Source organism: Paenibacillus sp. SN-8-1, assembly GCF_050995535.1.
In the GTDB taxonomy this organism is placed as follows: Bacteria; Bacillota; Bacilli; order Paenibacillales; family Paenibacillaceae; genus Fontibacillus.
In genome coordinates this window covers 4,541,742-4,565,531 of sequence record NZ_CP194782.1, presented here as the reverse complement: position 1 = coordinate 4,565,531, position 23,790 = coordinate 4,541,742, and the positions used below count along the sequence as shown (strand labels likewise).

Annotated in this window: 24 protein-coding genes and 2 pseudogenes; 11 read left to right on the top strand and 15 right to left on the bottom strand. The window is 50.0% G+C overall.

Going from position 1 to position 23,790, the window contains the following annotated elements:
- Positions 1 to 22 precede the first annotated feature (22 nt).
- Both yycI and ACRRNK_RS22400 read left to right on the top strand, forming a co-directional pair.
- Entirely contained in the window at positions 23 to 763 is a 741-nt protein-coding gene (gene yycI, locus ACRRNK_RS22405) for a two-component system regulatory protein YycI (RefSeq protein ID WP_433944795.1), read from the top strand.
- An 8-nt stretch (positions 764 to 771) separates the two neighbouring features.
- Positions 772 to 1,578, top strand: a complete 807-nt coding sequence (locus ACRRNK_RS22400; RefSeq protein WP_433944794.1) for an MBL fold metallo-hydrolase — start codon at positions 772 to 774, stop codon at positions 1,576 to 1,578.
- Here the strand turns inward: ACRRNK_RS22400 and ACRRNK_RS22395 are convergent.
- Positions 1,547 to 1,753 carry a hypothetical protein gene (locus ACRRNK_RS22395; protein WP_433944793.1) on the bottom strand — a complete coding sequence of 69 codons (207 nt, stop codon included), beginning with the start codon at positions 1,751 to 1,753 and terminating at the stop codon, positions 1,547 to 1,549. The genes ACRRNK_RS22400 and ACRRNK_RS22395 overlap by 32 nt on opposite strands.
- 580 nt (positions 1,754 to 2,333) lie before the next feature.
- Between ACRRNK_RS22395 and ACRRNK_RS22390 the strand changes: the two genes are divergently transcribed.
- The 6 genes and pseudogenes from ACRRNK_RS22390 (at position 2,334) to ACRRNK_RS22365 (ending at position 10,326) form a co-directional block, all read left to right on the top strand.
- Positions 2,334 to 3,590, top strand: a complete 1,257-nt coding sequence (locus ACRRNK_RS22390) for a S1C family serine protease (RefSeq protein WP_433944792.1) — start codon at positions 2,334 to 2,336, stop codon at positions 3,588 to 3,590.
- Positions 3,591 to 3,872: 282 nt separating this feature from the next.
- Positions 3,873 to 4,055 (top strand): annotated as a pseudogene (locus ACRRNK_RS22385) (glycerol-3-phosphate responsive antiterminator); the annotation flags it as partial.
- A 122-nt stretch (positions 4,056 to 4,177) separates the two neighbouring features.
- On the top strand, positions 4,178 to 5,668 hold the full coding sequence (glpK, locus tag ACRRNK_RS22380; protein ID WP_433944791.1) for a glycerol kinase GlpK: 1,491 nt from the start codon (positions 4,178 to 4,180) through the stop codon (positions 5,666 to 5,668).
- 168 nt (positions 5,669 to 5,836) lie between these two features.
- Positions 5,837 to 7,582, top strand: a complete 1,746-nt coding sequence (locus tag ACRRNK_RS22375) for a glycerol-3-phosphate dehydrogenase/oxidase (RefSeq protein WP_433944790.1) — start codon at positions 5,837 to 5,839, stop codon at positions 7,580 to 7,582.
- A 376-nt stretch (positions 7,583 to 7,958) separates the two neighbouring features.
- Positions 7,959 to 8,126: a CxxH/CxxC protein gene (locus tag ACRRNK_RS22370; RefSeq protein ID WP_068621573.1), complete on the top strand. Its 168-nt coding sequence runs from the start codon at positions 7,959 to 7,961 to the stop codon at positions 8,124 to 8,126.
- 331 nt (positions 8,127 to 8,457) lie between these two features.
- Positions 8,458 to 10,326, top strand: a complete 1,869-nt coding sequence (locus ACRRNK_RS22365; RefSeq protein WP_433944789.1) for a diguanylate cyclase — start codon at positions 8,458 to 8,460, stop codon at positions 10,324 to 10,326.
- A 463-nt stretch (positions 10,327 to 10,789) separates the two neighbouring features.
- On the opposite strand, the gene ACRRNK_RS22360 is transcribed toward ACRRNK_RS22365, so the two are convergent.
- On the bottom strand, positions 10,790 to 11,647 hold the full coding sequence (locus ACRRNK_RS22360) for a hypothetical protein (protein ID WP_433944788.1): 858 nt from the start codon (positions 11,645 to 11,647) through the stop codon (positions 10,790 to 10,792).
- Between the two features lie 321 nt (positions 11,648 to 11,968).
- On the opposite strand from ACRRNK_RS22360, the gene rlmH reads away from it, so the two are divergent.
- Complete coding sequence (gene rlmH / locus ACRRNK_RS22355) at positions 11,969 to 12,448, top strand: 23S rRNA (pseudouridine(1915)-N(3))-methyltransferase RlmH (protein WP_433944787.1); 480 nt, start codon at positions 11,969 to 11,971, stop codon at positions 12,446 to 12,448.
- A 316-nt stretch (positions 12,449 to 12,764) separates the two neighbouring features.
- Here rlmH and ACRRNK_RS22350 read toward each other — a convergent pair whose 3' ends face one another.
- Positions 12,765 to 13,073: a hypothetical protein gene (locus ACRRNK_RS22350; RefSeq protein WP_433944786.1), complete on the bottom strand. Its 309-nt coding sequence runs from the start codon at positions 13,071 to 13,073 to the stop codon at positions 12,765 to 12,767.
- Positions 13,070 to 13,591 (bottom strand): SDR family NAD(P)-dependent oxidoreductase, encoded by a 522-nt coding sequence (locus ACRRNK_RS22345; RefSeq protein WP_433944785.1) that lies wholly within the window; start codon positions 13,589 to 13,591, stop codon positions 13,070 to 13,072. The genes ACRRNK_RS22350 and ACRRNK_RS22345 overlap by 4 nt, the downstream gene beginning before the upstream one ends.
- A 115-nt stretch (positions 13,592 to 13,706) precedes the next feature.
- Between ACRRNK_RS22345 and ACRRNK_RS22340 the strand changes: the two genes are divergently transcribed.
- The gene (locus ACRRNK_RS22340) at positions 13,707 to 14,375 is read left to right on the top strand and encodes a TetR/AcrR family transcriptional regulator (RefSeq protein ID WP_433944784.1); all 669 of its coding nucleotides are present in this window, start codon (positions 13,707 to 13,709) and stop codon (positions 14,373 to 14,375) included.
- 276 nt (positions 14,376 to 14,651) lie between these two features.
- Here ACRRNK_RS22340 and ACRRNK_RS22335 read toward each other — a convergent pair.
- From ACRRNK_RS22335 to ACRRNK_RS22300, 8 genes and pseudogenes are all read right to left on the bottom strand, one after another.
- Positions 14,652 to 14,844: pseudogene (locus ACRRNK_RS22335) on the bottom strand (3-beta hydroxysteroid dehydrogenase); the annotation flags it as partial.
- A gap of 149 nt (positions 14,845 to 14,993) precedes the next feature.
- The gene (locus tag ACRRNK_RS22330; RefSeq protein ID WP_433944783.1) at positions 14,994 to 15,533 is read right to left on the bottom strand and encodes a PadR family transcriptional regulator; all 540 of its coding nucleotides are present in this window, start codon (positions 15,531 to 15,533) and stop codon (positions 14,994 to 14,996) included.
- Positions 15,530 to 16,372, bottom strand: coding sequence for a sialate O-acetylesterase (locus ACRRNK_RS22325; RefSeq protein ID WP_433944782.1), 843 nt, complete (start codon positions 16,370 to 16,372; stop codon positions 15,530 to 15,532). Before ACRRNK_RS22325 ends, ACRRNK_RS22330 begins: the two co-directional genes overlap by 4 nt.
- Positions 16,373 to 16,579: 207 nt before the next feature.
- Complete coding sequence (locus ACRRNK_RS22320; protein WP_433944781.1) at positions 16,580 to 16,876, bottom strand: DJ-1/PfpI family protein; 297 nt, start codon at positions 16,874 to 16,876, stop codon at positions 16,580 to 16,582.
- Positions 16,877 to 16,941: 65 nt separating this feature from the next.
- A complete protein-coding gene (locus ACRRNK_RS22315) occupies positions 16,942 to 17,130 on the bottom strand; it encodes a hypothetical protein (RefSeq protein WP_433944780.1) in 189 nt (62 codons plus the stop codon).
- A gap of 21 nt (positions 17,131 to 17,151) precedes the next feature.
- Positions 17,152 to 18,258, bottom strand: a complete 1,107-nt coding sequence (locus ACRRNK_RS22310; protein ID WP_433944779.1) for a winged helix DNA-binding domain-containing protein — start codon at positions 18,256 to 18,258, stop codon at positions 17,152 to 17,154.
- The gene (locus ACRRNK_RS22305; RefSeq protein ID WP_433946975.1) at positions 18,258 to 19,376 is read right to left on the bottom strand and encodes an epoxide hydrolase family protein; all 1,119 of its coding nucleotides are present in this window, start codon (positions 19,374 to 19,376) and stop codon (positions 18,258 to 18,260) included. Before ACRRNK_RS22305 ends, ACRRNK_RS22310 begins: the two co-directional genes overlap by 1 nt.
- 113 nt (positions 19,377 to 19,489) lie before the next feature.
- Positions 19,490 to 20,305 (bottom strand): AraC family transcriptional regulator, encoded by an 816-nt coding sequence (locus tag ACRRNK_RS22300; RefSeq protein WP_433944778.1) that lies wholly within the window; start codon positions 20,303 to 20,305, stop codon positions 19,490 to 19,492.
- Positions 20,306 to 20,539: 234 nt separating this feature from the next.
- On the opposite strand from ACRRNK_RS22300, the gene ACRRNK_RS22295 reads away from it, so the two are divergent.
- Entirely contained in the window at positions 20,540 to 20,908 is a 369-nt protein-coding gene (locus ACRRNK_RS22295; RefSeq protein WP_433944777.1) for a VOC family protein, read from the top strand.
- Positions 20,909 to 21,009: 101 nt separating this feature from the next.
- Here the strand turns inward: ACRRNK_RS22295 and ACRRNK_RS22290 are convergent, their stop codons facing one another.
- The 3 genes from ACRRNK_RS22290 to ACRRNK_RS22280 all read right to left on the bottom strand — a co-directional run bounded on the left by ACRRNK_RS22290 (position 21,010) and on the right by ACRRNK_RS22280 (position 23,787).
- Positions 21,010 to 21,885, bottom strand: a complete 876-nt coding sequence (locus tag ACRRNK_RS22290) for a lysostaphin resistance A-like protein (protein WP_433944776.1) — start codon at positions 21,883 to 21,885, stop codon at positions 21,010 to 21,012.
- Positions 21,886 to 21,980: 95 nt separating this feature from the next.
- The gene (locus tag ACRRNK_RS22285; protein WP_433944775.1) at positions 21,981 to 22,625 is read right to left on the bottom strand and encodes a response regulator; all 645 of its coding nucleotides are present in this window, start codon (positions 22,623 to 22,625) and stop codon (positions 21,981 to 21,983) included.
- The gene (locus ACRRNK_RS22280) at positions 22,612 to 23,787 is read right to left on the bottom strand and encodes a sensor histidine kinase (RefSeq protein ID WP_433944774.1); all 1,176 of its coding nucleotides are present in this window, start codon (positions 23,785 to 23,787) and stop codon (positions 22,612 to 22,614) included. The genes ACRRNK_RS22285 and ACRRNK_RS22280 overlap by 14 nt, the downstream gene beginning before the upstream one ends.
- Positions 23,788 to 23,790: the final 3 nt, after the last annotated feature.

The following is a 23,790-nucleotide window of genomic DNA, read 5'->3' as shown; positions in this document are numbered from 1 at the left end:
ATCCGGAAAGGGAGGGTGAATAATGCATTGGGGCAGAGCCAAAAATGTACTGATCTACGCGTTCCTGCTGCTTAACCTGGTTCTAGGCTATCAGCTGTGGATGGACAAGCAGGACCAGGCGAGTGCCAATTTAGATCTCACCTCCCTGGCCGAGAGTACGCAGAGAAGCATGGACGAGAAGCAGATCCAGGTCAGGGCCCAGATTCCGGCGGAGACGCCGGCGCTGCCGAAGATTAACTACCGGCTGCTTAAGCCAGGCAGCAAGGAGCCGGTAAAGCTCGCAGAACCCGTGGACAGCCGGCTGATCTTTAATTCCAAGGACCTGGTGAGTGCTCTTGAAGCGCAGATTCCTTCGATCGGCAATTACCGCTATGACCAGGAGAGCAGCAGGGACAGTGTCTTCGTCCTTCATCCGCTTGCCTTGGAGGAGTGGCCGTTGTTCAATATTAATCTGGAGCTGAATTACAGCAATCAGAAAGTGCTGTCTTACCGGATGGAAGCCATCGAAGTGGTTCAGATGGATGAAGAGAAGATGCAGCAGGTGCTGCCCGCTTCCAAGGCGCTAGGCTTCCTGATTGATAAGTTCCTGCCGTCCAAGGCGATTGTTACCGATATTGAGCTTGGTTATTATGGGCAGGTATTCAATTCAGACGCCCAGGTTGCCGCTCCCGCGTGGCGGTTCACGCTGGGTAGTGGAGAGAAGTATTACGTGCTGGGCAACGGAGACGTGATTAGCCCGGATGCAGAGAAAATAAAGGAGTAATCAGGATTATGGGGATACAATTTACAGTCTTGTCCAGCGGATCGACCGGCAATGCTACCGTGATTACGGACGGTCAGGTTACGCTCATGATTGACGCGGGATTCAGCGCCCGCCGGATCGATGAGCTGCTGGGAATGCGTGATTTAACAGGAGATCAGCTTACCGGAATACTCATAACACATGAGCATTCGGATCATATAAAGGGTCTTGGCGCGGTGGCCCGTAAATACAATCTTCCCGTCTATGCAAATGAGAAGACCTGGGAGGCGATGAGCCGAAGTGTGGGGAAGCTCTCGGACGATCAGCGTATCGTATTTGGAACGGGAGAGGCTCGAGATTTCGGGTCCCTGCGGGTAGAATCCTTCGCAATTTCTCATGATGCAGCCGAGCCGGTGGGTTATGTGTTTCAGGACGGGAAGCATAAGCTGAGTGTTGTAACTGATCTTGGCTATGCCAGCGATAAAGTGAAAGAGACGATTGTGGATTCGGATGTACTCGTGCTTGAGGCCAACCACGATATCGAGATGCTCAGAATGGGACGATATCCCTGGAATACGAAGCGCAGAATTCTTGGCGATATGGGGCATCTATCGAACGAAGCCTCGGGTGAGGCGCTTAGTGAGCTGCTGAATGGCCGCTTGAAGCGGACCTATCTGGCTCACCTCAGCCGCGAGCATAATATGCTCGATCTGGCCAAGCTCTCTGTGCGCGGCGCGATGGAAGACCGCGGCTGCTTCTATAAGGACAGCGAGTTCAAGCTATGTGAGACCTACTATGACCGGCCTACACCGTGGGATAGGGTGGGGGAACCATAAAGGCATCGAGCTCGGCAGCCTTTCTGGCGATTTCCTCCCGGGACAGAATTCCCTTCTCAATCAATAATTCAATAGCAACGCTGAGTGCAAGCAGAGTATGGTAGTGCTCGTCTTTCAGATCGGCCAGCTTGGCCATGATATTAACTTCGTTCATAGGGGATGACAACTGATCCATAAGTTCAGCTCCTCTTGAGCGTATTTTTTTTGCAAAACAGGCACCTTCACAGGGTAGGACACCCCGAAATCGGGTAAAAAGTGTATACAGCAAGCTGTAAGCCAATGCTCCAAAACGGATACACCGGTACTCCCAATAAAAACCGTAATTTATTTCTCCTACAGCGGGCTTAATTTTGATAGAATAAATATATCTATGAAGCTTGTACTAGTGTAATCATCTATAAGGCAAATCATTCCTGTTTTCTTGAAAAAATAGTCATTAAGATAGTAACTAAATGGATGTTCATAACGTCATGTAATGCAGAGCTTATGGACAGAAGCCTAGACTTGGGCCGGGCAAAAAAGATTGCCTACCCAGCGAGTCCGGCCCTCATACATGGATACTTAAAAAGCATAACATGAAGAGGCGAATATTTAATTTGACACGTAAGTCCCCTCCATTATTTCAAATATCATGCAGCCACGAAGAGTGGTTGATCAAGAGATAGAACAAGAGCAATAATGCAGTCACATATAGAGAGATAATGCAAGGACAAGGAAAGTACCGGGAGCGTATCAACGGAGGGAGAGAATTACCCATGGGATTGTTTGACGACGACTTTTATTCCACCAAAGTATCAAGACGGCTAACTCGCAGGACGAACACGGACAGCAGCAGATGGTCCTCGGGGTCTAAGAGACGGAGGAGCTTCAGCACATTTCAAATTTCATTAATCTGTTCCGTACTCAGTGCGGTTGTTGCTGTTCTGCTGTACAGCTTCATTGCAAGTCCTCCCTCCAAGATGCAAAGTGGAGCACTGAACGGGAGTCTCCTGCATAAGACGGACAGCGATCCCTACGAAAGAATTGTTCAAGCGGCAGCCAAGGTACGGCCGGCGGTCGTGAGCATTCTGAACCACCAGGCTAACTCATCCTCCAAGGCCAAGGCGAATGAGGATGCTGCGCTCGGCTCGGGGGTTATCTTCAAGAAGGCAGATAATAAGGCCTACATTATTACGAATGCCCACGTGATTACCGATGCGAAGGACCTTGAGATCGTGACGGTGGACGGAGAATCGAGAACAGCAACCGTCGTTGGCAAGGATCAGGTTAGCGACCTGGCTGTTCTGGAAATGGATGCGGATGGCATCAGTACGGTAGCCGAGATGGGCGAGTCCAAAGGCCTTCGCCTCGGAGAGACCGTCATTGCGATCGGGAATCCGCTGGGTCTCGGTGACACCCTCACATCCGGCATAGTGAGCTACCCGGACCGGATTATTCCGGTGTCTCTTAATCAGGACGGCGTGTATGACTGGGAGCAGGAAGTAATTCAGACCGATGCGGCGATTAACGAAGGGAACAGCGGCGGCGCCCTGGTGAACCTGAATGGTCAGGTTATCGGCATTAACACGATGAAGATTTCGGATACGGGTGTAGAAGGGATTGGCTTTGCGATTCCCGTGGATGATGTGATGAATACCGTCAATAATCTGATCGAGCACGGCAAGGTGATCCGCCCTTATCTCGGGGTCTATTCTCTGGATCTGAATAATCCTTATGCTCCGCTTACCGATGAACAGCGCAAGGATCTGAAGCTGCCCACCGATATTACAGAGGGAGTACTTGTCCTGGAGTCTCACGGACCTGCGGAGAAGGCCGGGATCAAGCTGAACGATGTAATTACCGAGCTGGACCACAAGCCGGTGGAATCCACGCTGGCCCTGCGCAAATATTTGTACGATGAGAAGAAGGTTGGGGAAGAGATGGATGTGACCTTGTACCGCGATGGCAAGGAAATGACCCTGACCGTTACCTTGACCGACAAGCCTGCCGAGGATACTGATTCGCAGAAATAACATGATTTTATATGTGTGAGTGAGCACCTCTTTAGGAACTTGGTTTCCTGAAGGGGTGCTTTTTGCAAGGGCGGTATAGAGTGGGCTGTTTCTTTATATTTGTTCGGTTCCGTCACGCACTGTCATGTTGTTGGTGCCAATCTCGTAAAATATAAGTTGAACTATTGATTTACACATGAGAATCATTCCACACTCTTGCCTAGGGGGAATTGTTAAGTTCAACTTATATAGATACCAATTGGATATGTTGACCTAAAATCACTATAGTGAAAGAGGGATGGTATGGCCTTTCATGGACAAAAGATACTGCCCGCCGCCCGACATATGAAGCATTTCGAGAAAATTCTAAAGAGCTCTTACGAGTATGCCGTCTTCCTAGACACGCATGTGGCCCAGCTGAGGAACATCTATTCGGTGGCCCGGGAACATGGGAAAAAGATGCTGCTGCACGCGGACCTGATTCAACCCGGGGCAAGCGCGGTCACAACCTCGAATGAAGCGTTAATCAAGCAATATGGATCAGAATGAAAGGCTTTTTGACCGATCAAATTAATCTATTTCATTCAACTAACTGGGGGGATCCGTTTATGGAGAAATATATCATGTCTTTGGATCAAGGTACGACCAGCTCCCGCGCTATTCTGTTCAATAAGCAGGGCGAGATTGTCTATACGGCGCAAAGGGAGTTCCCGCAGTATTTCCCTCACCCGGGCTGGGTGGAACAGAACGCCAATGAAATCTGGAGCTCCATTCTGGCCGTGATTGCCTCCTGCTTAGCCGAGTCTGGTGTGAAGCCAAGCCAGATTGAGGGCATCGGAATCACGAACCAGCGGGAGACGACGGTTGTCTGGGATAAGGAGACAGGAGTACCGATCTATAACGCTGTGGTGTGGCAGTCCAGACAGACGGCAGGCATTTGCGATGAGCTGAAGGCCGCGGGCCTTGACGGTCTATTCCGGGAGAAGACAGGTCTTCTGATCGACGCCTACTTCTCGGGCACCAAGGTGAAATGGATTCTGGATCACGTGGAGGGCTCGCGGGAACGTGCGGAACGGGGCGAGCTTCTATTCGGTACGATCGACACCTGGCTGATCTGGAAGCTGTCTGGCGGGGCGGTCCATGTAACTGACTACTCGAATGCTTCCCGGACCCTGATGTATAACATCCATGAACTGAAGTGGGATGATGAACTGCTTGAAATTCTGGATATCCCGAAGGCCATGCTGCCCGAGGTTCGTCCATCTTCCGAGGTGTATGGTCATACCGCGGATTATCATTTCTTCGGCCAGCAGGTGCCGATTGCGGGAGCGGCGGGAGATCAGCAGGCGGCCCTGTTCGGCCAAGCGTGCTATGAGCAGGGTATGGTCAAATCCACCTACGGAACCGGCTGCTTCATGCTGATGAATACGGGCACGGAGCCTGTAGTCTCAAAGCATGGGCTGATCACCACCATCGCGTGGGGCATTAATGGCAAGGTGGAGTATGCGCTGGAGGGCAGTATTTTTGTGGGGGGCTCTGCGATTCAGTGGCTGCGCGACGGCCTGCGCATGTTCCGGGATTCCAAAGACAGCGAGCAGTACGCGGCGCGGGTGGAATCGACAGACGGAGTGTATCTGGTTCCGGCCTTTGTAGGGCTTGGAAGTCCCTACTGGGACAGCGAGGTCAGAGGCGCGATGTTCGGACTTACCCGTGGAACGACGAAGGAACATTTTATCCGGGCAACATTGGAATCTCTGGCCTATCAGACGAAGGATATCTTGAATGTGATGGAACAGGATTCCGGCATCCCGGTCAAGACGCTGCGGGTAGACGGCGGGGCAGTGAAGAACAACTTCCTGATGGATTTCCAGAGTGATATTCTGGGGCTGCCGGTTGAACGGCCTGTCATCAATGAGACGACGGCACTCGGCGCGGCATATCTGGCGGGGCTCGCGATTGGATATTGGAAGGATCAAGACGAGATCTGCGAGAAATGGAGCTTAGAGCGGGTATTCGAGCCGAAGATGGATGAAGAGCGGAAGAATAAGCTCTATGAGGGATGGAAAAGGGCCGTTCATGCTGCGATGGCATTCAAATAACCACTGGATATCTTGCTTGGATTGTAATGATGATTATGGTATCATAACCACAAGTTAATCATTTGTCAGGAGAACAGGAGAGACCACATTACACCTCAGTCGTTATAATCGGGCGGCTGCTGCGTACTTGTGGTCTCTTTTGCGTCCAGCGAGAGGAGGAGCGGGAGCATGAATACTACATTTTCGGGCAAGGGGAGAGAGCGGATTCTGCTAGACATGGTGAACGATAGGGCTCTCGACGTGCTGGTGATTGGCGGAGGGATTACCGGATCGGGAATTGCGCTTGATGCGGCTGCCCGGGGAATGAGAACGGCCCTGGTGGAGATGCAGGACTTCGCCGCAGGCACCTCCAGCCGTTCGACCAAGCTTGTGCATGGCGGGCTTAGATATCTCAAGCAGCTGGAGGTCGGCGTTGTGGCTGAAGTGGGAAAAGAGAGAGCCATCGTCTACGAGAATGGCCCCCATGTAACGACACCCGAATGGATGCTGCTGCCTTTCCATAAGGGTGGAACTTTTGGGAAGTTCACCACGTCCATTGGCCTGCGCGTGTACGACTTCCTGGCCGGTGTGAAGCGCGGCGAACGGCGACAGATGCTCTCGGTGGCCGAGACGCTGAGCAAGGAACCTCTGCTGAAGCGGGCGAAGCTTCAAGGCGGCGGTTATTATGTGGAGTACCGCACGGACGATGCCCGGTTAACGATCGAGGTGCTGAAGGAAGCGGTGGCGCGCGGAGCGAAGGCGGTGAATTACACGAAGGTAACAGAATTTATCTATGATAAGGGAACTGTGGTAGGCGTACAAGTGATCGATCTGCTCAGCGGCAGAACCTATGAGGTACGGGCTCGCAAGATTGTGAACGCGGCAGGCCCATGGGTGGACACGCTGCGCGGACTGGATCATTCCAAGCAGGGCAAGACGTTGCAGTTGACCAAGGGGATTCACCTCGTTATTGATCAGAAGCGGTTCCCTCTGCGCCAAGCCATCTATTTCGACACACCGGATAAAAGAATGGTGTTCGCGATTCCGCGGGACGGCAAGACTTACGTGGGGACCACGGATACGGTATACAAAGCGGATATCCGCCATCCGCGGATGACGGTGGCGGACCGGCAGTACGTAATTGATGCCATCAACTATATGTTCCCTGAGGTAAAGATCAAGGCGGAGGATATTGAATCCAGCTGGGCAGGAGTGCGTCCGCTGATCTATGAAGAGGGTAAGGACCCGTCGGAAATTTCGCGCAAGGACGAAATTTGGCAGTCGACCTCCGGGTTAATTACGATTGCCGGAGGCAAGCTCACCGGCTACCGGAAGATGGCTGAGACGGTTACGGATAAGGTAGCTGCTCAGCTTCAGGACGAGGGGCACTCCCCGTTCCCGTCTTGCCCGACCAAGCTGATGCCCATATCGGGTGGACAGGTTGGAGGCTCTGAACATTTCAAGGCGTTTGTATTGAAGAAGACGGCAGAAGGCATAAGCCGCGGAGTACCAAGAGAGCTGGCGGCGAGCTGGGCATCCCGCTATGGCTCGAACGTGGATCGACTATTTGCGCTTGTGGATTCTGTTGATTCGGAGTGGGGCTTATCCGGCCCTGGCTCACTGCCCCTCGAGGTGTTAACCCCTCTCCGGTATGCGCTAGAGGAGGAGATGGCCGTCACACCGGCGGATTTCTTCATTCGCCGAACTGGAGCCCTCCTGTTCCATATCGATTGGGTCCGGAAGTGGAAGGCTCCGGTTATAGGTTATATGGCCGAGGCCCTTGGCTGGATGCCGGAGCAGAGAAGTCAGTATGCGAAGGAGCTTGAAATGTACCTGTACGATGCTGTAGTGCCAGAGGATGTTCAAAGTCGGTCACGGGGTAAGGAGCATAAGCAGCATAAGGAGGAGCATAAGGACCATAAGGAGATCATCTAGAGTATACGTAGTTAGGCGGTCAGTTAGTGACTTGCAGGGGAAGCGCAGGCGGAGGGGAAGGTTGGAACTGTAGGAGCGAATTCGATTGCCCTTGTCCCCATGGTTTCAGTTCGCAATGCGGGAAAGATCAAGCCATCTGGAGCGGGCAATGGGCTTAAGTCTGAGTATCGCCAGAAAGCCTGATTGCATAGGGGAACAGTCAATTCAATCCCTCTGGTTCGTTCGATCTGGTACGTAACGAATTAAGCTAAAGACCACCCACTTCATGCAGATGCGGTTTTCTTTTGCCCGGGAGTATGGTAGAACTTAAGTAGAGGGACTTGCTCCCTGACAGACCAAATGGAGATTGCAGCATAGAAAGGATGCGCTTTAGCTTATGTACGTAGTATGCAAAGATCATGTTGAACTGGCGATTGATATGTTCGTGGACGAATTTGAGGATGCCCCTGATATCGTTGATTTGAAGGAGACGGAGTTCTCGGATTGGGATCCGCCAGTGAAGTGCTCGCAATGCGACCAGGCGGCTGTTTTTCTGGTAGTATAAATGAACCTGCCGTAGAGGGCACGGATAAGATATTCGCTAAAAAGGGCGCCTAAGGCGTCCCTTTGTTGTATAGTGCAGGAATTTCTCTTGTATATGCTGCTAATTTTATATGAGTAGACTTCAAATCTCTCTTTCTTCCTTTACTGATAATGTAAACAAAAACCAAACTAAATATAGTACAATTGGCCTGTACCCTTTAGGATATAGGCCTCATTCATGCTAGGCCGGGAGTAATCCCGCTGTGCGTCTTCAATAGGCCGCTTCTAAAGTCGATAATATGTGAAGAGGTTCTTGAAATTCAATACCCAATGTCACCAAGGGAGCACAGCTTATGATAATAAGACTAGGATTGATCATGCTAATCAGCACTCTATTAGCAACAGGTTGTAGTCTGCGGATTGGTGAATCAGCAGTTCCTGTTCAGAGCAGACCAGGGGTGCTCGATGTCACCGCATGGGACAAGGAGAATCGACTCTCTGAGTTAAGAGGAGTCTATGAATTATATTGGCATCAGCTGCTTGAACCAGCTGACTTCGCAGCAGGAGTACCGCGGCCGCGGCTGACTGGGTACATGGATATGCCGGACAACTGGAACAGCTTCACCCTAAAGGGCGAACATCTTCCGAGAATGGGTTATGCCACCTATAGGTTAATCCTGAAGGTAAGCAATCCCGGAGAGATGAAGGGGCTTCTTATACCAGTCATGTACTCGAATTATAATCTATGGGTGGATGGGCGCCTAGTGGCGGTCAGCGGCAGGGTAGGGACAGAACCGGAGAGCAGTGTACCGCAAAAATCAACCCAGGTAGTCTATTTCCAGCCAAAGTCGGATCAGGTGCAGATTCTTATCCAGATATCCAATTATGATAATTATGCTGGAGGTATGTGGGAACCGATCCGCTATGGACCCGCTGATGAGATCGAGGCAAGTCATGATCGGAAGACGATTTTCACTGCCATTCTGTTAGGGATTATTCTAATGGCGGGTGTCTATCATATTGGGCTTGCTCTTCTTCGGCGGAAAGACACGTCACTACTGTATTTCGCAGCATTTTGCCTCATTGTGGCTCTCCGCAGTCTTATGGTAGATGAGGTATTTATAACGAAGTTATTCCCGGAATTCCCCTGGGCGCTTGCCTCCAAAATGGAATATATCTGTCTCTATATCGGCGTTCCGCTAATTGCAATGTTCCTTAGGAAGCTGTTCCCTGCTGAGGTTCCAGTTATCTACATCAGGGTCATTACGGCTGCAGCAGCCTTGTACTCGATATTCACCATTTTGACTCCGTCATATATCTATTATCCGGTCTTGCTGTACTATCAGATCCTGGCCGTGTTAGCCGCAGTTTATGGCCTGTTCGCCATAATACGGGCAGCCGTACATAAACGGGAAGGCGCATTATATGCCTTGGCAGGTTACATCGTGTTCGCTTTGGCGGTGTTGTTCGATATCTTTGGTTCCATTCTTAGTGTAGCGGAGCTTAGCTCCAATGCCGTAGGCGTTGCAGCGTTCACATTCTGCTTCTCGCTCGTTCTGTCCAAGAAGCTTTCGCTTACATTTAACAAGACGGAGCTGCTCGCAGAGGAATTGGCTCTGGTGAATAACAGCCTGGATATGAAGGTACGGGAGCGGACATTAGAGCTTGCCGAGAGCAATAAGAAGCTGGAAGAGCTTAATCTTCAGCTGAGGGAGTGGTCCGTCATCGACGGTCTGACCGGCGTGTATAACCGGAGATATTTTGACGATCAGCTCCAGAAGCAGTTCGGTAAATGTCTGGTGGAGATCTCTCCGGTGGCGGTTCTGCTCATCGATGTGGACTACTTCAAGAAATACAATGATACCTACGGGCATCTGCAAGGTGACGAGTGCCTTAGGGAGGTGGCCCAGACACTGAAAGTCTCGCTGGAGCAAAGGGAAAGTTCGGCGATACTAAGCCGCTATGGGGGTGAGGAATTCGCCGTCATTCTGCCTGGATATGAGCTTGCTCTCGTGATCGAGACAGCAGAAGGGTTGTGCGAGGATATAAGGGAACGCCACCTCCCTCATCGTGAGTCCGAGGTGGCGGACTATGTAACGATCAGTGTTGGCGCAGCTTGTGTGGTTCCTGCAGCGGGAATGGATGCGCGTACCCTGGTGGAAGCGGCGGACAAGCAGCTCTACAAGGCGAAGTGCAGCGGCCGGAACCAGGCGGCGGGATAAGCATGTTCTCAGTGGATGAAGGCGGTACAATAGAACCGTGAAGGGCTTATAATCTATGAAAAATAGTAAAGCAAGGGCCCTATAATAGGGCCCTCGCTTAACAGCCTAAAAATGACTACCAGAATTTTCTGTGGTGTCTTTTGTGTTTACATACGACAATTGCTTTTTGACCAGGTTTCAGAACAACCAATTTCACTCTCTTGTGATGACGATGTTTCTTGTGACAATGTCCGAAATCGCTCAAGATGATCACCTCCGGCTGTTTGATAATGCAGTGTATGCAGATCCTGCAGGGGAGGGTTGGGATTTTTGCAAAATTGGGACATTGAGCGAAATGCAGACTAGTGTGTGGGTTGAATAGGGGAGAATTGGTGAAATAAAATAGCGACCGCTCCGGGTGATCAGGAGCGGTCGCTATTTTATATAGACGCGGATATATGAACCTGAAGAGGGTTCAATAAGCTTAGTTAGAAGACAAGTCTCTGATGTGTCCAGTTAACGTATTTACCGAAAACCTCTTTATAATCTTGTTATTCTCATCCACACCCACAACAATCTTAAGCTCGGCGGTTCCATCGATGTCCTCGTTCCATTCGACGCTGGAGTCAAGCTTGTAGTTCAAGCTATCCAGCTCGTCCTTATCTCTGGCGTAATCCTCGATAAGTGCGATGGGATCCTGATGAGTCATGTTCTTATACGGGTCCCGTACAAAGGTCCGCTCTGTATTGTAGACCTCCTTGAGGTTGTCCTGGCCTGAACTGAGTTTGAGCTTGATCTTAATTTGCCCGGCCTCGAGTGTGATTGTACCGGTTCCTCTACCGGAATCATCGTTGAACTGAAAGGTTGCTGTATTATTATTTCTAAGCTTAATCTCTGCTCCTGAGTCCGTCACCCGGTAAGTATTATACATAACGAAGTACAGCGTGCCGCTGTCAGGGCTATTACTGTTAATCTGAATAGAGTTCAGGCAATCATCACAGGTACTCTGATTGAACTTCGTATCTATCCAGCTGCCTTCGTAATCCTCGAGGGAGTAGGCTGAAGTGCTCTGCTTCTGAGCAGCCTGAGACTGAGAAGTGCTTGTGCTTGCCGGTGCGGAATGAGAATCTTCAGGCTTGGGAGGTGCACTTTCTTCAGGTGTGTCCTTGCCCGCTGTCTGGGGAATCTGTTCCTGTTCCGGCGGCTGAGTCTGAGACTGACTTTGGCTCTGGCTCTGGCTTTGTTGAGGAGTTGACTTGAGTTCGCCTTTTGTACAAGCGGCTAATAAGAGCACACTTAGAGATAGCATGAATATGAATCTAGTAACTTGAGCTATTTTCACTAAATAAACCACCTTACTATGTTAGGTATGATGAATGGATATATAGGAGTATGTGAGCAACTGGGGCGTATTCTGATGGGGATGTGGGTTTTGCTCAGTGTACTACAATTTTTCTGGGATATCACGGATTATCCGTGTGCTCGGGTGTATAGGCTGTGGGATATATATAGTCATCAAGCTGAATAAGTGAACCGTGTGCAGACATGACTTATATGGGGAATCGTGAATTATCCAAGGCGTGCGGATGGATGGCTTTATCTCAAGTTACTGCAATGTTAGAATTATCTTCATACCAAATGACCAATAAGGAGCAATATCGCTATGAATATACAGATCGTGTGTGTAGGGAAGTTGAAGGAGAAATACCTGGTGCAGGGCATTGCGGAGTACAGTAAGCGTCTTGCGCCTTACCTGCGCTTGTCCGTGCACGAAGTGCCGGATGAGAAAGCGCCGGAGAACATGAGTGACGCGGAGATGCGCCAGGTGCAGGAGCGCGAAGGCGCGGGCATCTTGGCGCACATTAAGTCGGACACCCATGTCGTGGCCCTCGCCATCGGCGGGCAGCTGTGGTCCAGCGAGCACCTTGCTGCCCATCTGGACAAGCTCGGCACCTATGGGACGAGCAATGTCGCCTTTGTCATCGGCGGCTCGAACGGATTATCGGGCGAGGTGCTGAAGCGCGCCCAGACGAAGCTAAGCTTCGGGCGCATGACTCTGCCGCATCAGCTGATGCGGCTGGTGCTGGTGGAGCAGATTTACCGGGCGGTGAAGATTAATCGGGGTGAACCATATCATAAGTAGGGCGGATATTTCGCCTTGGGAATGGTCGTTCACAGCCGGGTTCTTTGCATGCTTCTAGGCCAATTTAAGGTATAGGGGCTTAGATGGATGCCCGGACTTTAAGAAGAGTAAAGTCGTTATCCCCACCAACCCATAAGCCCTTTTAGCTTGGAACGTAACATCCCCAAATATACGAAATGAATCAACCCGTCCGACAAAGGCCGGGTTTTTTCATCTATTGCAAGAAGCGTCGCGACGTTCAGAACGAAAGCAGGAAGCAACTTGACCGAATCGAGAAGAGCTTGAAAGCCGGTTGGTTATCTGATATATATACGGCTTATTGCATAGGGTTGCCTTGCGCTGCATTCGAGACAGTCTCCCAGGCTTCCCAGGTAGCTAGACGGTCAGCATAGATGCCACGTGCCGTAGGCAAGACTTCCGAGCCGAGCGCAAATCGTAGTGGGGGCTGCGTTGCGTCCACGATCTTGAGAACGGCTTCTGCAGTCGCTTGAGGGTTGCCGCGTTTTTCGTTTGATAGGCACGTGAACACCTGCTTCCGTACATCGGCATAGACGTCCATTTCCGGTACTCGCTTACCTGAAGCGCCAAAATCGGTCGCATAGGCACCGGGTTCGAGCAGCGTCACCTTAATCCCAAAGTCCTTGACCTCTTGCGCCAGGCTTTCGTGGAGTCCTCGACCGCCCATTTGGAGGAGCAATAGAAGCCGATGAGCGGCCGTGCCTCGATCCCAAGGGAGCTCGAGACGCTGAGCAAGTGCCCGCTGCCCTGCTTCCTCAGGAGTGGCAAGGCGGCTTGGATGACTCGAAGATAACCAAAGTAGTTCGCATCAAACAGAGCGCGGACATCGGCCTCACTTGCCTCTTCGACCATTCCGACCAAGGTGTAACCGGCATTGTTGAGGACAACGTCCAGCTTGCCGAAATGGGCATGAGCCCGCTGAACGACTTGGCGGACCTGCTCAGCATCCGTTACGTCGAGTGCCATGGGAAGAACGAGATCCCCGAAACGTTCCTTCAAATCGGCAACGTCTTCCAATTTGCGGGCGGTAGCCGCAACTTTATCGCCACGCGTGAGCGCGGCTTCTGCCCATATGCGTCCTAAACCGCGAGAGGCTCCCGTGATGAACCAGACTTTTTTGTCCATGGTATACTCCTCCTTTAAATTCCCTGTTCTGTGTGGGATACTTAAATTAAAGCATCGCAATACGAGACTGTCAAGTTCCGGAATTATAAAGTATCGAAAAAGAGGGTTAAATTTTATGGATAATATTAAAAAAGAAGAGTCAGTCGGATCCAAATCAGCTGACAAAGTATCGGAAAAACCAGCGAAAACATTAGGCCGAAAACGAGATCACACGCGGGATGCTCAAATCCTGGAGGCGACAATCGACATCCTTGCCGAAGCTGGTTTTGATGGAATGACCATGGACATGGTCGCAGCTAGAGCAAAGGCCGGAAAGGCGACCATGTATCGCCGCTGGTCCTCCAAGACAGAGTTAGTCCGAGACGCCTTGACCTGGATGAATCGAAATCATCTTGAGCTTGACCTCTTGCCCGATACGGGAACACTGCGCAATGATCTGCTCGCGCTATTGAAGCCGCAATCGATCGAAGAGGGTGAACGCAAACTTCGAGTACTCGCAGGCCTGGGCTCCTTTTTATCGCAGAATCCGGAAACGGTTAACGGAGAGATCTTCGAACCGTGGGCTGTAGTGAATCGTGAGCTCATGCACCGGGCCGTCAGCCGCGGTGAAATTTCCACCCGCGCGGACATTGAAATGGCTTGCCAGGTTATTACTTCAATGGCTTCTTATCGAGGACTCGTACAGGGCAAAACCTTCGACAAGCATTTCTACACTTCACTAATCGACGGCGTCCTACTCCCTGCCCTCAAAAATCCGTTAACGTCTCCAAATGAAATGGAATAAGGAAGTCGGCCTTTTGCTTGTGGGAGAGAATCCTCCCATAAATTGGCCATGATGAAAGGCCATCCAGCAAAGGATGGCCTTAAAATTTGCCGTTATAGACAACGCGGAGAACTGTATCACAAGTAAGGGCAAGTTCTAAGAAGACAGAAGCCCGGATTAGGAATTTAATTCGTTTGAAAGCGAAGGGCCGTCCCACAAAGGGATGGCCCATACTTGCCACTAGAGATAGAGAGGTTTCAGTTATTGAAGTAGTGGCCCTGTTCAAGGTCCGCGATCCGACTCAAGCGCCAGTCTAAAGAGACGTGCCGCATCCAACTGGTGCACTGCCGGCCACCGGTTGAGTCCGTCCCCCACATAGGCCGATACCCCCTTTTTCCCGTGCGATGCCAATGAGGGTCGGAACGAAGCCCTGCTCTCCCTTACCATGCACGGACGGGGCGAGACGGACGATCGATGACCGCACTCCGTGGCCAGCCAGTACAAGTGCTGGTTTAACACAATAATGATTCCTGGCAATATTTGAAATCCATTACCAGTATACAAAAAGGCTCCCACAGCCTAACCACTTTTTCAAAGTGTCTATTCTTTGGGGAGCAGTTTATTTAGCTTCTTTTTGTATTATTCAACAGGTCCCTCTATTTCTGCTCTCAATTGTTCAAACCACTCTAAATTAACCAAGTGATGGGAACGGGAATTTTCGTTCATGCGGCGGTAGTAATCGATTGTGCCGGGAAGTTCCTGTGTGTTGGACAGGTATTCATCAAGGAGAGCGATTCGGGCTTTAGTCTGGTCTATTTGCGATTGGATCAGTTCCTGCAATTTGTTTTTGTCGTATTCATCAGCAAAGAGCAGTGCCCCGTAAAATGGTAGGTTCACATATTCCGATTTGGTGCCGTATTTGACCATTAATTTTTCGAATTCAGCCTTTCCCGATTCGGTGATTTTAAAGTTCCGAATTTCGCGCCCACTGGTTAAAGGATTCTCGTGAATCTGTTCAATCCAACCTTTTTCTTCAAGTTGCTGCAGATTGTAATAAAACGAGCCTTTTGTGAAATTTACAATGTATTTGTAATGGCGTTTTTCCATTAAGGCCAGCAGCTCATAGCCGTGAGCGCCGGGGTTTTGGATGAGCAAGCCAAGGATGAGTAAGGGAATCACTGGTTCATCACCTTCGCCATCTGTGCCTCGAATTCTGCGTACGTGATTTTACCCGAAGCTAAATCTAGGCTATGAAGGTAAATCTGTTCGGTTTTCGAATAATCGCGCTCCACATTCAGCGACTGCTCCTCCCCAGGAATGGGTTGCATGACATGACACTTTTTCGAAAACGCCTCGAAATAACGGTAGCCGAATTTGCGCTGCGAAACCGCGTCTAAATGAATGCCGTCAGGATTCGCCGTCAAATCCGTCGCTGTTGCAAAATAACAATTTTGCTGTTCGTTAGCGAAGTGCCGCAATTGTTCATTGACCTGCCGATACTCTGTCGCATGCTGTCCAAAACCGGTCTTCCCAAGGAAATCACCAAGTCCGCCAATGATCAATGGCACCTCTTCAAGATTCAATTCGTGTCTTAGGGTCTCGATGATAAGGGTTAATCTCTCGGAATAAGTTTCATGCAGCGAACGATAACTGTCGCTCTCACCCTGGTGCCATAGGATTCCGCAGATTTGACTGGACCGCAGGGCGAAGCGGGCTTCGGACAAAGCATGCTGAAAAAGGATGCCTTCCGGATGCCAGTCATCCAAGGAACTGCCGCCTTCCGCGCAAGGAATCAAACCAATTTCTTCATCGGGATTGGCTTTCGACCAGGCATCGGCAAAAGACGCCGCAAGGCTTACACCGGAAACCGGACGGTCGTAATTAATCGGCTCTGTCATCATCTGCCACTGTCCATTGCGCAGCATTTTTATTTTTTCATTATAGATAGGATCAACTTCATGCAAAAATCCACGGCCCGCCATATTAGACTGACCCAACATTAAAAATGACTTTATCATTTAGTCTTAACTCCTTTAAAACACTATTATAGTCTAATTAGACTAAAACGTATTATATAGTCTGATTAGACTATAGTCAATTCACGCTTAAGAGTAGTTCAGCTATGCTGAGTTCATGAGATTTTCATGAATTGCTCTCTTGCAGCGTCTCCATCATCGCATAAAAATATTTAGGGTCGCCTGAAGTAAAGTAGTTATACCAAGCTTCTAACGTCTCTTCCGCAAAAAGGTCCAGCAGCGCAATAACCCTCGAGCTAACTCTAGTGCGCCGGCTGAACCGGTTGTGATCAGATTGCCATCGGCCACAATTTTCTCGCCTTTATATCGAGCAGCGCCTTTGTACAAGGGGCTGGATAAGTTCAAATACTCCGGACTATTGCTCGTATGCTGACGATCATCCAGCAACCCGGCATCCGCAAGTGCAAGTGTCGCTCCGCATATGGCTGCAACATGGCCACCGGCGTTCAGCAGTTGTTTTGCTTTTTCGATGATTGGTCCGTTCATGGGATCTTTCTAATTATCAGCACCCGGCAAAAGCAATATCGCGGATGTTTCATGTGTGATCTCATCTATTGTCGCATTGGCACAATCGTCATCCCGCCCTTCGTCGTGATAGGACGGCTGGAAGCCCCGACTGTTCGTACGGGAAGACGACTCCCGCGATTCTTAAAATATTGACCGGAGTTTAGCTCTGCAGTAACAAAGCTAAGCTCCCAATCCGCCATCGTATCCAGTACATAAACATAAGCGTATTTCATAACTTCCTCCTCCTTGGTCATTTAAGATTCCACCAGTTGAAAGGAGGTTGTCGCTAAAGGCAGTCCCATGAATTCGCAATATCGCCCGGCAGCCTCAATCATTCGCTCTTCTCTGTCCCTCAGAGGTGTAAACAGATGAAATTCGATGTCGATCCCTTTACTCTTAATGGTTCGTTTCCATAAGCCGGAGACTTGGCCGTCGATAACGATCGTTGGCATGAATACGCCGTTATTGCCTGGGACAACATGGCGGGCATGCGCGGCGTTTAATACCATGCTCCGGTCTTTGTAGCCAAGCAAATATTCATCAAATCCCGGCAGCAGATAAATACTCGGTTCTTCATCCATTGCGAAAGCCGGGGCGTTGTCGGTTGTCCAATACTCCTGTCCGCCGATTTTCTCCGACACCAGCCGGGATCGCGCAGCTTCGACGCCTTGTCTTGCGTCAGAGAGTGTGAGCCCAGCCCACCAGGCTAAATCTTGTACGGTTGCCGGCCCATGACTCGCAAAATATCGTTCCGCAAGCAAAGCGAGCGCTTCGCTCCGGGATAACTCCTTGGCGGCAGGCACCCACTCATCTAGCAAAACAATGGTTTGCTGCTTGCCTTCCCTCGGTCCAAGACAAATGTGGCCGCTCTGCGCAAGATACCATAGAAGGTGATAGCCCCGCTGATTTTTCGTGTGAAAACCGTTATCCTCCAGCAATTGCATAAGATCGGGACGGGATATCCGCTTGTTCCCTTGCAAGGCGTCATAAATGATCTGCCTGCAGCGTTCGATGATCTCCTGGTTAAGCTCCAATTGTGCCAGTCTTCGCCCATCCTGTGCCAGAATGCGCGGAGCCAAATGTTGGAGCATCCATCTTAGGTTCTCCGGATGCACGCAATGAATCGTACCGCGCATCGGCCAAGTCAGAACAATCTTACGATCCTCGATGGCTTGCTCAATATCCGCCACAGTTGCAGATTTCGTACGCATTCCAACTGCCCACAGGGCCTGATGATAATCTTGCGCCTGCAGAGCGCCGAGCTGCCGGACAACCTGTTCGCCTTTGTCCATCTTCCCGCCAGCTATGAGCAGATTGTGCATACGTTGATAGGGAATGCTTCGTTCTCTCATGGATTCCATTATGGACTTCCTCCCGAATCAGAATAATATATTGGGATAAATCGGTTCAGTTCATTGGCCAGAAGTTCGGGTTCCTCCAGCGCTGCAAAATGACCGCCGCGGGGCATCTTGTTATAGCTTCGCACATGTACCGAACGTTCAGCCCAGCTTGCGGGGAACTGGATTTCACGCGGGAAGAGCGCGATACTTGCCGGTACTCTACGTGTCGCTGTGATCGGAGGAGCGCTATCTTCATTCGCTTGATTGGCCATTACAATTAGCCGATACATGCGTGCGGCCGAGCCGGCCGTCTCGGTCAACCAATAGATCATGATATTCGTGAGAAGTTCGTCCCTTCCGCCGAATGCATCATCTACGGTTCCTTCACCAGCCCCCGAACGGATCATGCTGGCGATCCAAGATGCCAAGCCAACCGGCGAATCGTTAAGCGAATAGGCAAGCGTTTGCGGCTTGGTAGCTTGCAGCTTTAGATAGGCGCCTTCGGACTGAACCCAGGCCTGCGTGTCTAACATAAACTGCCGATCGGCAGAGGACATCTCAGCAATATCCTCTCTTCCGGCTGGATAACCAACGTCTGTCAACAAGATCGCTTTCACAACGTCGGAGTGATGTGTGGATAGCATTGTCACGATTCCAGTGCCGATATCCCCGCCGCAAGCCGCGAAGCTCTCGTATCCGATTGTTTCTGTCATCAGCTTGGCAAACAGGTGGGCGACTCTCTTCGGTGTTGTGGTCTTTCGATCTGAAAACCCAAAACCGGGAATCGAAGGTATGACAAGATCGAAGGTGTCGGATAGCAGAGGGATCATCTTGTGAAATCGGTAGAAGCTGTCGGGCCAACCATGAACGAGCAATAGCGGCACCGCATTTGGATTTTCGCTTTTAACATGCACGAAATGAAGGGTCGTATCCTCTATAACAGTCTTGTATTGCGGTAAGGCATTTAATCTGGCTTCATGAATACGCCAGTCATACTGGGTTCGCCAATAATCGATCAATTCTTTCATATAACCGAGATCCGCACCCATTGACCAGCCTTCGCCAGCCACATCGTCGGGCCACCGCGTATGATGCAACCGCGCTCTTAAGTCTTCAAGATCGGACTGCGGAACATTGATTTTGAATGGAATCTTGATAGCTGATCTCCCCTTCCAAACTTCAGAATGTAATAGCTGTTTTCTGCATTGTAAGGGGACGAATGAGATATTGTATTGTATATTTTTCCCGGGATCTAGATAGTAAGAGGGATATGATTGGGGTGCAGGCTTTCTATAGCGAGATATTCGGTCGGAGTGAGGCCGGAAAAGGACTGAAACTCTTTAATGAAATGGGACTGATCATAATAATCGCAAGACATGGCAAGATCGGCCCAGTCGATATCATTGCTCTGTCTGATTAGACGCACCGTCTTCTGAAACCGCATTAAACGACTAAACCTCTTGGGTGTCAGTCCTACTTCATCCTTAAAAACTTGAATGAACCGTTTGGCGCTCATGTTCATCTGGGCAACCATGTTCGTAATGGATTCGGGGTGTTGCGGTCTTTGAAACGAGGCAATCGCAAACTGGACGGCTGAATGCGGTGACCTTGACCAATCGCTTCGTAACAGAAAGTATTTTTCAAGGATACGAAATCTTTCTTCTACCGTGCCCGAATAAAGCAGCTCATCACGCAGATCAGTAGCCGCTATCCCCCATAAATCATCCAACGAGACATGCCTGTCTTTTAACGCAATAGAAGGCAACTTTAGAAGCGTGCCAGCACTGCCTGGCTTGATATGTACGCCAATCATGGACCGCTCGCTTGAAGAATCAGTTATATAATAATCGGTGTGAGGCCCGCTAATTATAGAAGATGCTAGTGTTGTCTCTCTGTCATATCGATTGTGTATACGAGTTTTACGATCATACAGATCAATGACGAGATCGATCGAACCGTCAGGTAAGGTGAGCCTTCTCGACCGTGGCGGATTCTTACCGGTATAGGACCAGAAGTAGGCAATGAAGGAAGACAAAGGAGGCCGAGGGAGATAGGTTTGAAACGGCATTGCTGTTCAGTCCTTTCTGTCTCATGGTTTCTTCGGTTCCATTATACCAGATCGTTTAGCCCGACGAGCAACGGAGCTGCTCCACCCCGCGATAGTATAACTAAGCAATGTAAGCTCATCTCAAATAGTAAAGTAGGAGGGTGCTCAAAAATGAGCGGCCTACCGATGATTTTACGGTCGCTTGTTCGTCTTTAGTTCTGAAAGCAAATTGATATGAAAGGCGGAGATTGGAGAATGTTGCAACGTTTGTTTATCTGGGTGGAGATTCCTGTGTCGAATATGGAGCGGGCTAAAACGTTCTATGAGCGAATTTTCCAGGTGGAGATGGAGTTGATGCCATTGGGGGATTCCGAATACGCGTTTTTCCCGGTTCAGGAACAGCTAAACGGTGGGGCGTTAGTGAAAGGTCCCCAGCATAAGCCTTCTGCCGATGGCGTTACGGTATACCTTGATGGAAAGCCAGATCTGGCCACTATTCTTTCGAGAGTTTCTGAAGCAGGTGGACAAGTGGTGTTGGAGAAAACCTATGCGGGTGAGCACGCCGGCTATTTGGGGATGTTTAAAGACAGCGAAGGCAACCGGATAGGTCTTCAACATTTATAAGGAATCATTTCCGATTTCCCGGCACATATCACCAGAAAAGGCCATCCCGCCGCGGATGGCCTTAAAACTTGCCGTTACAGACAGCGCGGGGAATGACCACGTCATTCGCCGATGGTCCTTGAGCGCCTTGGCTGACAGTTCCGAACCTCAATCCTCCGATTCCTTGCAGTCCCAATCAGCATAGCAATAGAGATCAGAAGGCTAACCACAACCGGAACAATAGAGCCCTCAAGTCCAAAATTGCCCCCTGTGAGAAGTGCGGCACCGTGCACCTGCACAGTAAATAGACCGTTAGCAGGGTGTCCAGAGACAGGAATGCCAAGCAGGCCTTCAATGGCATTCCAAGCAAAGTGCAGCCCCATGGTGAACCACAAGTTCCGCCGCCACAAGAAGGCGGCACCAAGCAGAACACCTGCTTCGAGGGCTATGGCGAACCCGCTCCATAATGTCGCCCCTGGATTTCCAAGATGGGCAATTCCAAAGAATAGAGAGGTTACTGCGAGTGCGAGCGGTCGTCTCCCCAATTGATCAATGGCTTGAAGCATAAGTCCGCGAAAGATAAGTTCCTCGACAATGGCTCCTCCTAAAGCTGATCCAATGGAGGCTAGTAGAACGGAACTCGTATCCGCGGAACTTGCCCACTGAAAGGAGTAACCTCCCAGAGCCATAATCATAAAAGCGGACCCTGCGATAAAGAGGGTCCCGATTAGCATCCCTAGGACACTTTCAATCCCTGCGCGCTTTCTTGATATCTCTGGCGTGGGCCGCCGGGCCAGGTATGTCATCGTGAGCTTATAAACCAAGAGGGCCAGAAATCCCATCACCAGTGTAAAAATAAGAGAAACGATCCCTCCTTGCTCTGTCAGTTGCTGGAATAGCATATTTATGAGAACAATACCAATAGCCCCCGCAATCATCCAGACGATTGGAAAGCGCCAAAATGAACCCTGAGCACCTAACTTCCTGTCATTCTTCATGTCTTACATCCCCATCCTCTATTGTTTGATGCTCTGAGTATAGGATGCAAAAGTCATAAAGAGACAGTGCGCTTTAGTCATCATTTATTCTATGGCTAAAGATCCATAATTCCTGAATCCCGGGCTTTACGGGAGGCCTCCCGCCTTCCTTTCACGTTGAGCTTCGAATAGATTGTTGAAATATAATTTTTAACCGTTCCTTCACTAAGATACAGCGCCTCGGCAATGTCTTGATTACGCAGGCCAGCAGCCAGCTTATGCAGCACTTCTATTTCACGGGCAGTGAGCCCGAATTCATTATTTTTCGCAGGGGTGGCATGGTTCATGTTCTTAATCAATTTACTCGCCATTTCCTGCGAGATTAATGTCCCTCCCGCCTGAACCACCCGTATACCTGCAGCCAGGTCTCTGGGATGAATGGCTTTGAGCAGATAACCCTCAGCTCCATTGCTTAGCGCCGCTAACACATATTCTACTTCCTTATAGGAGGTCAGCATGATGATTTTGGTTGCAGGTATTCGCTCTTTAATTAGGGCCGTTGCGGCGACGCCGTCCATGACGGGCATATTAATATCCATCAACACAATATCCGGCATAAACTGCTCGCAGCCCTTCACTGCTTCTTCCCCGTTCTTGGATAAGGCAACAATTTCCAAATCCTCTTCCATGGACAGCACGATATGTAAGCTCTCGAGAATTAACTCTTGATCATCAGCAAGCAGCACTTTAATTTTCTTCATGCGGTATCACTCCTTTCAGCGGGATTTCGCATCGAACTTCAGTTATAGCTGGAGTTCCTTCCCCAGATGATAGGTGTAGGCTGCCTCCCAACCGCTCAACCCGATGTGTCATCGTGGTCAAGCCGAAGCCGTAATTGAGCTTGTCGATCGGTTGGCCGTTATTTCGAACAGACAATTGCAGATTACTCTCTGAAAATCTAAGCTCCAGATGCAGCTGAGATGCTTTTCCGTGTTTTAGTGCGTTCGTGAAGGATTCTTGGATGACCCGAAGGACTGCTTGTCGTACTTCAAAGTGTATGGACCGCTCTGTCTCCGGCAGACTCAAAGTCAGGGCCACACCCGTGTGCTCCCGGAAACGGTCCGCAAGGGATTCAATCTGCCTTATCAGGCTCGATTCCTCTTCTTCCCCCATCTCGTGTACGATGTTCCTCATTTCGTCCAAATTTCCCTCAGCCAATGTTCTTACGCGAATTAACCGATCTTTGGCCTCGGCAGGCTTGCTATCCATCAGGGCGATAGAAGCATCAAGGCTTAGAATGAGTGAGATAAAGGAATGCCCCAGTGTATCATGAAGCTCCTTGGACATGCGGTTACGCTCTTCAAGCAAAGTCATTTTCTCGATCTCGGCCGTGTAGTGTGTTAACAGCTTATTTTGCTGCTCCACTTCAATAACCAGTTTATTCTTCTGATCATACGCATGGGCGACGAAGCTTGCCCACATGCCGATGAAGCAGAACAGCAGATTGTCTGTTCCGATACTTAGGGTCTGCTCCCAAGATAATCTTAAGGAAGACTGATAGGAGAAAGGAATGGAGGCAACTACGGGAACGATCCAAAGGGATCGCTTAGTCAATAAGTAGCCCATTGTAAGGCTCGGCAGCAGGTAGTCCGCTTTTGAAGTGAGATCTGGATGAATGACAGAATACACATAATAAGAACCGCCAAGCAATAGCTCCAGTAGGCAAAACCAGACTTTGTTCATTCGGCGGCCGGGGAACCAGAACAGCAAAGGGATGATAAGGGCTATGCTCAGCCAGATTACGTTGAATAACGTCCGGTTCGAAAACCCACTTGCTGCCAGGGCCTGGGACAACAGCAAAATATAATGGTATAGACGAAGAGCGAATATACCCCAATCCATGAAAGATAGTATTTTCTTCATATC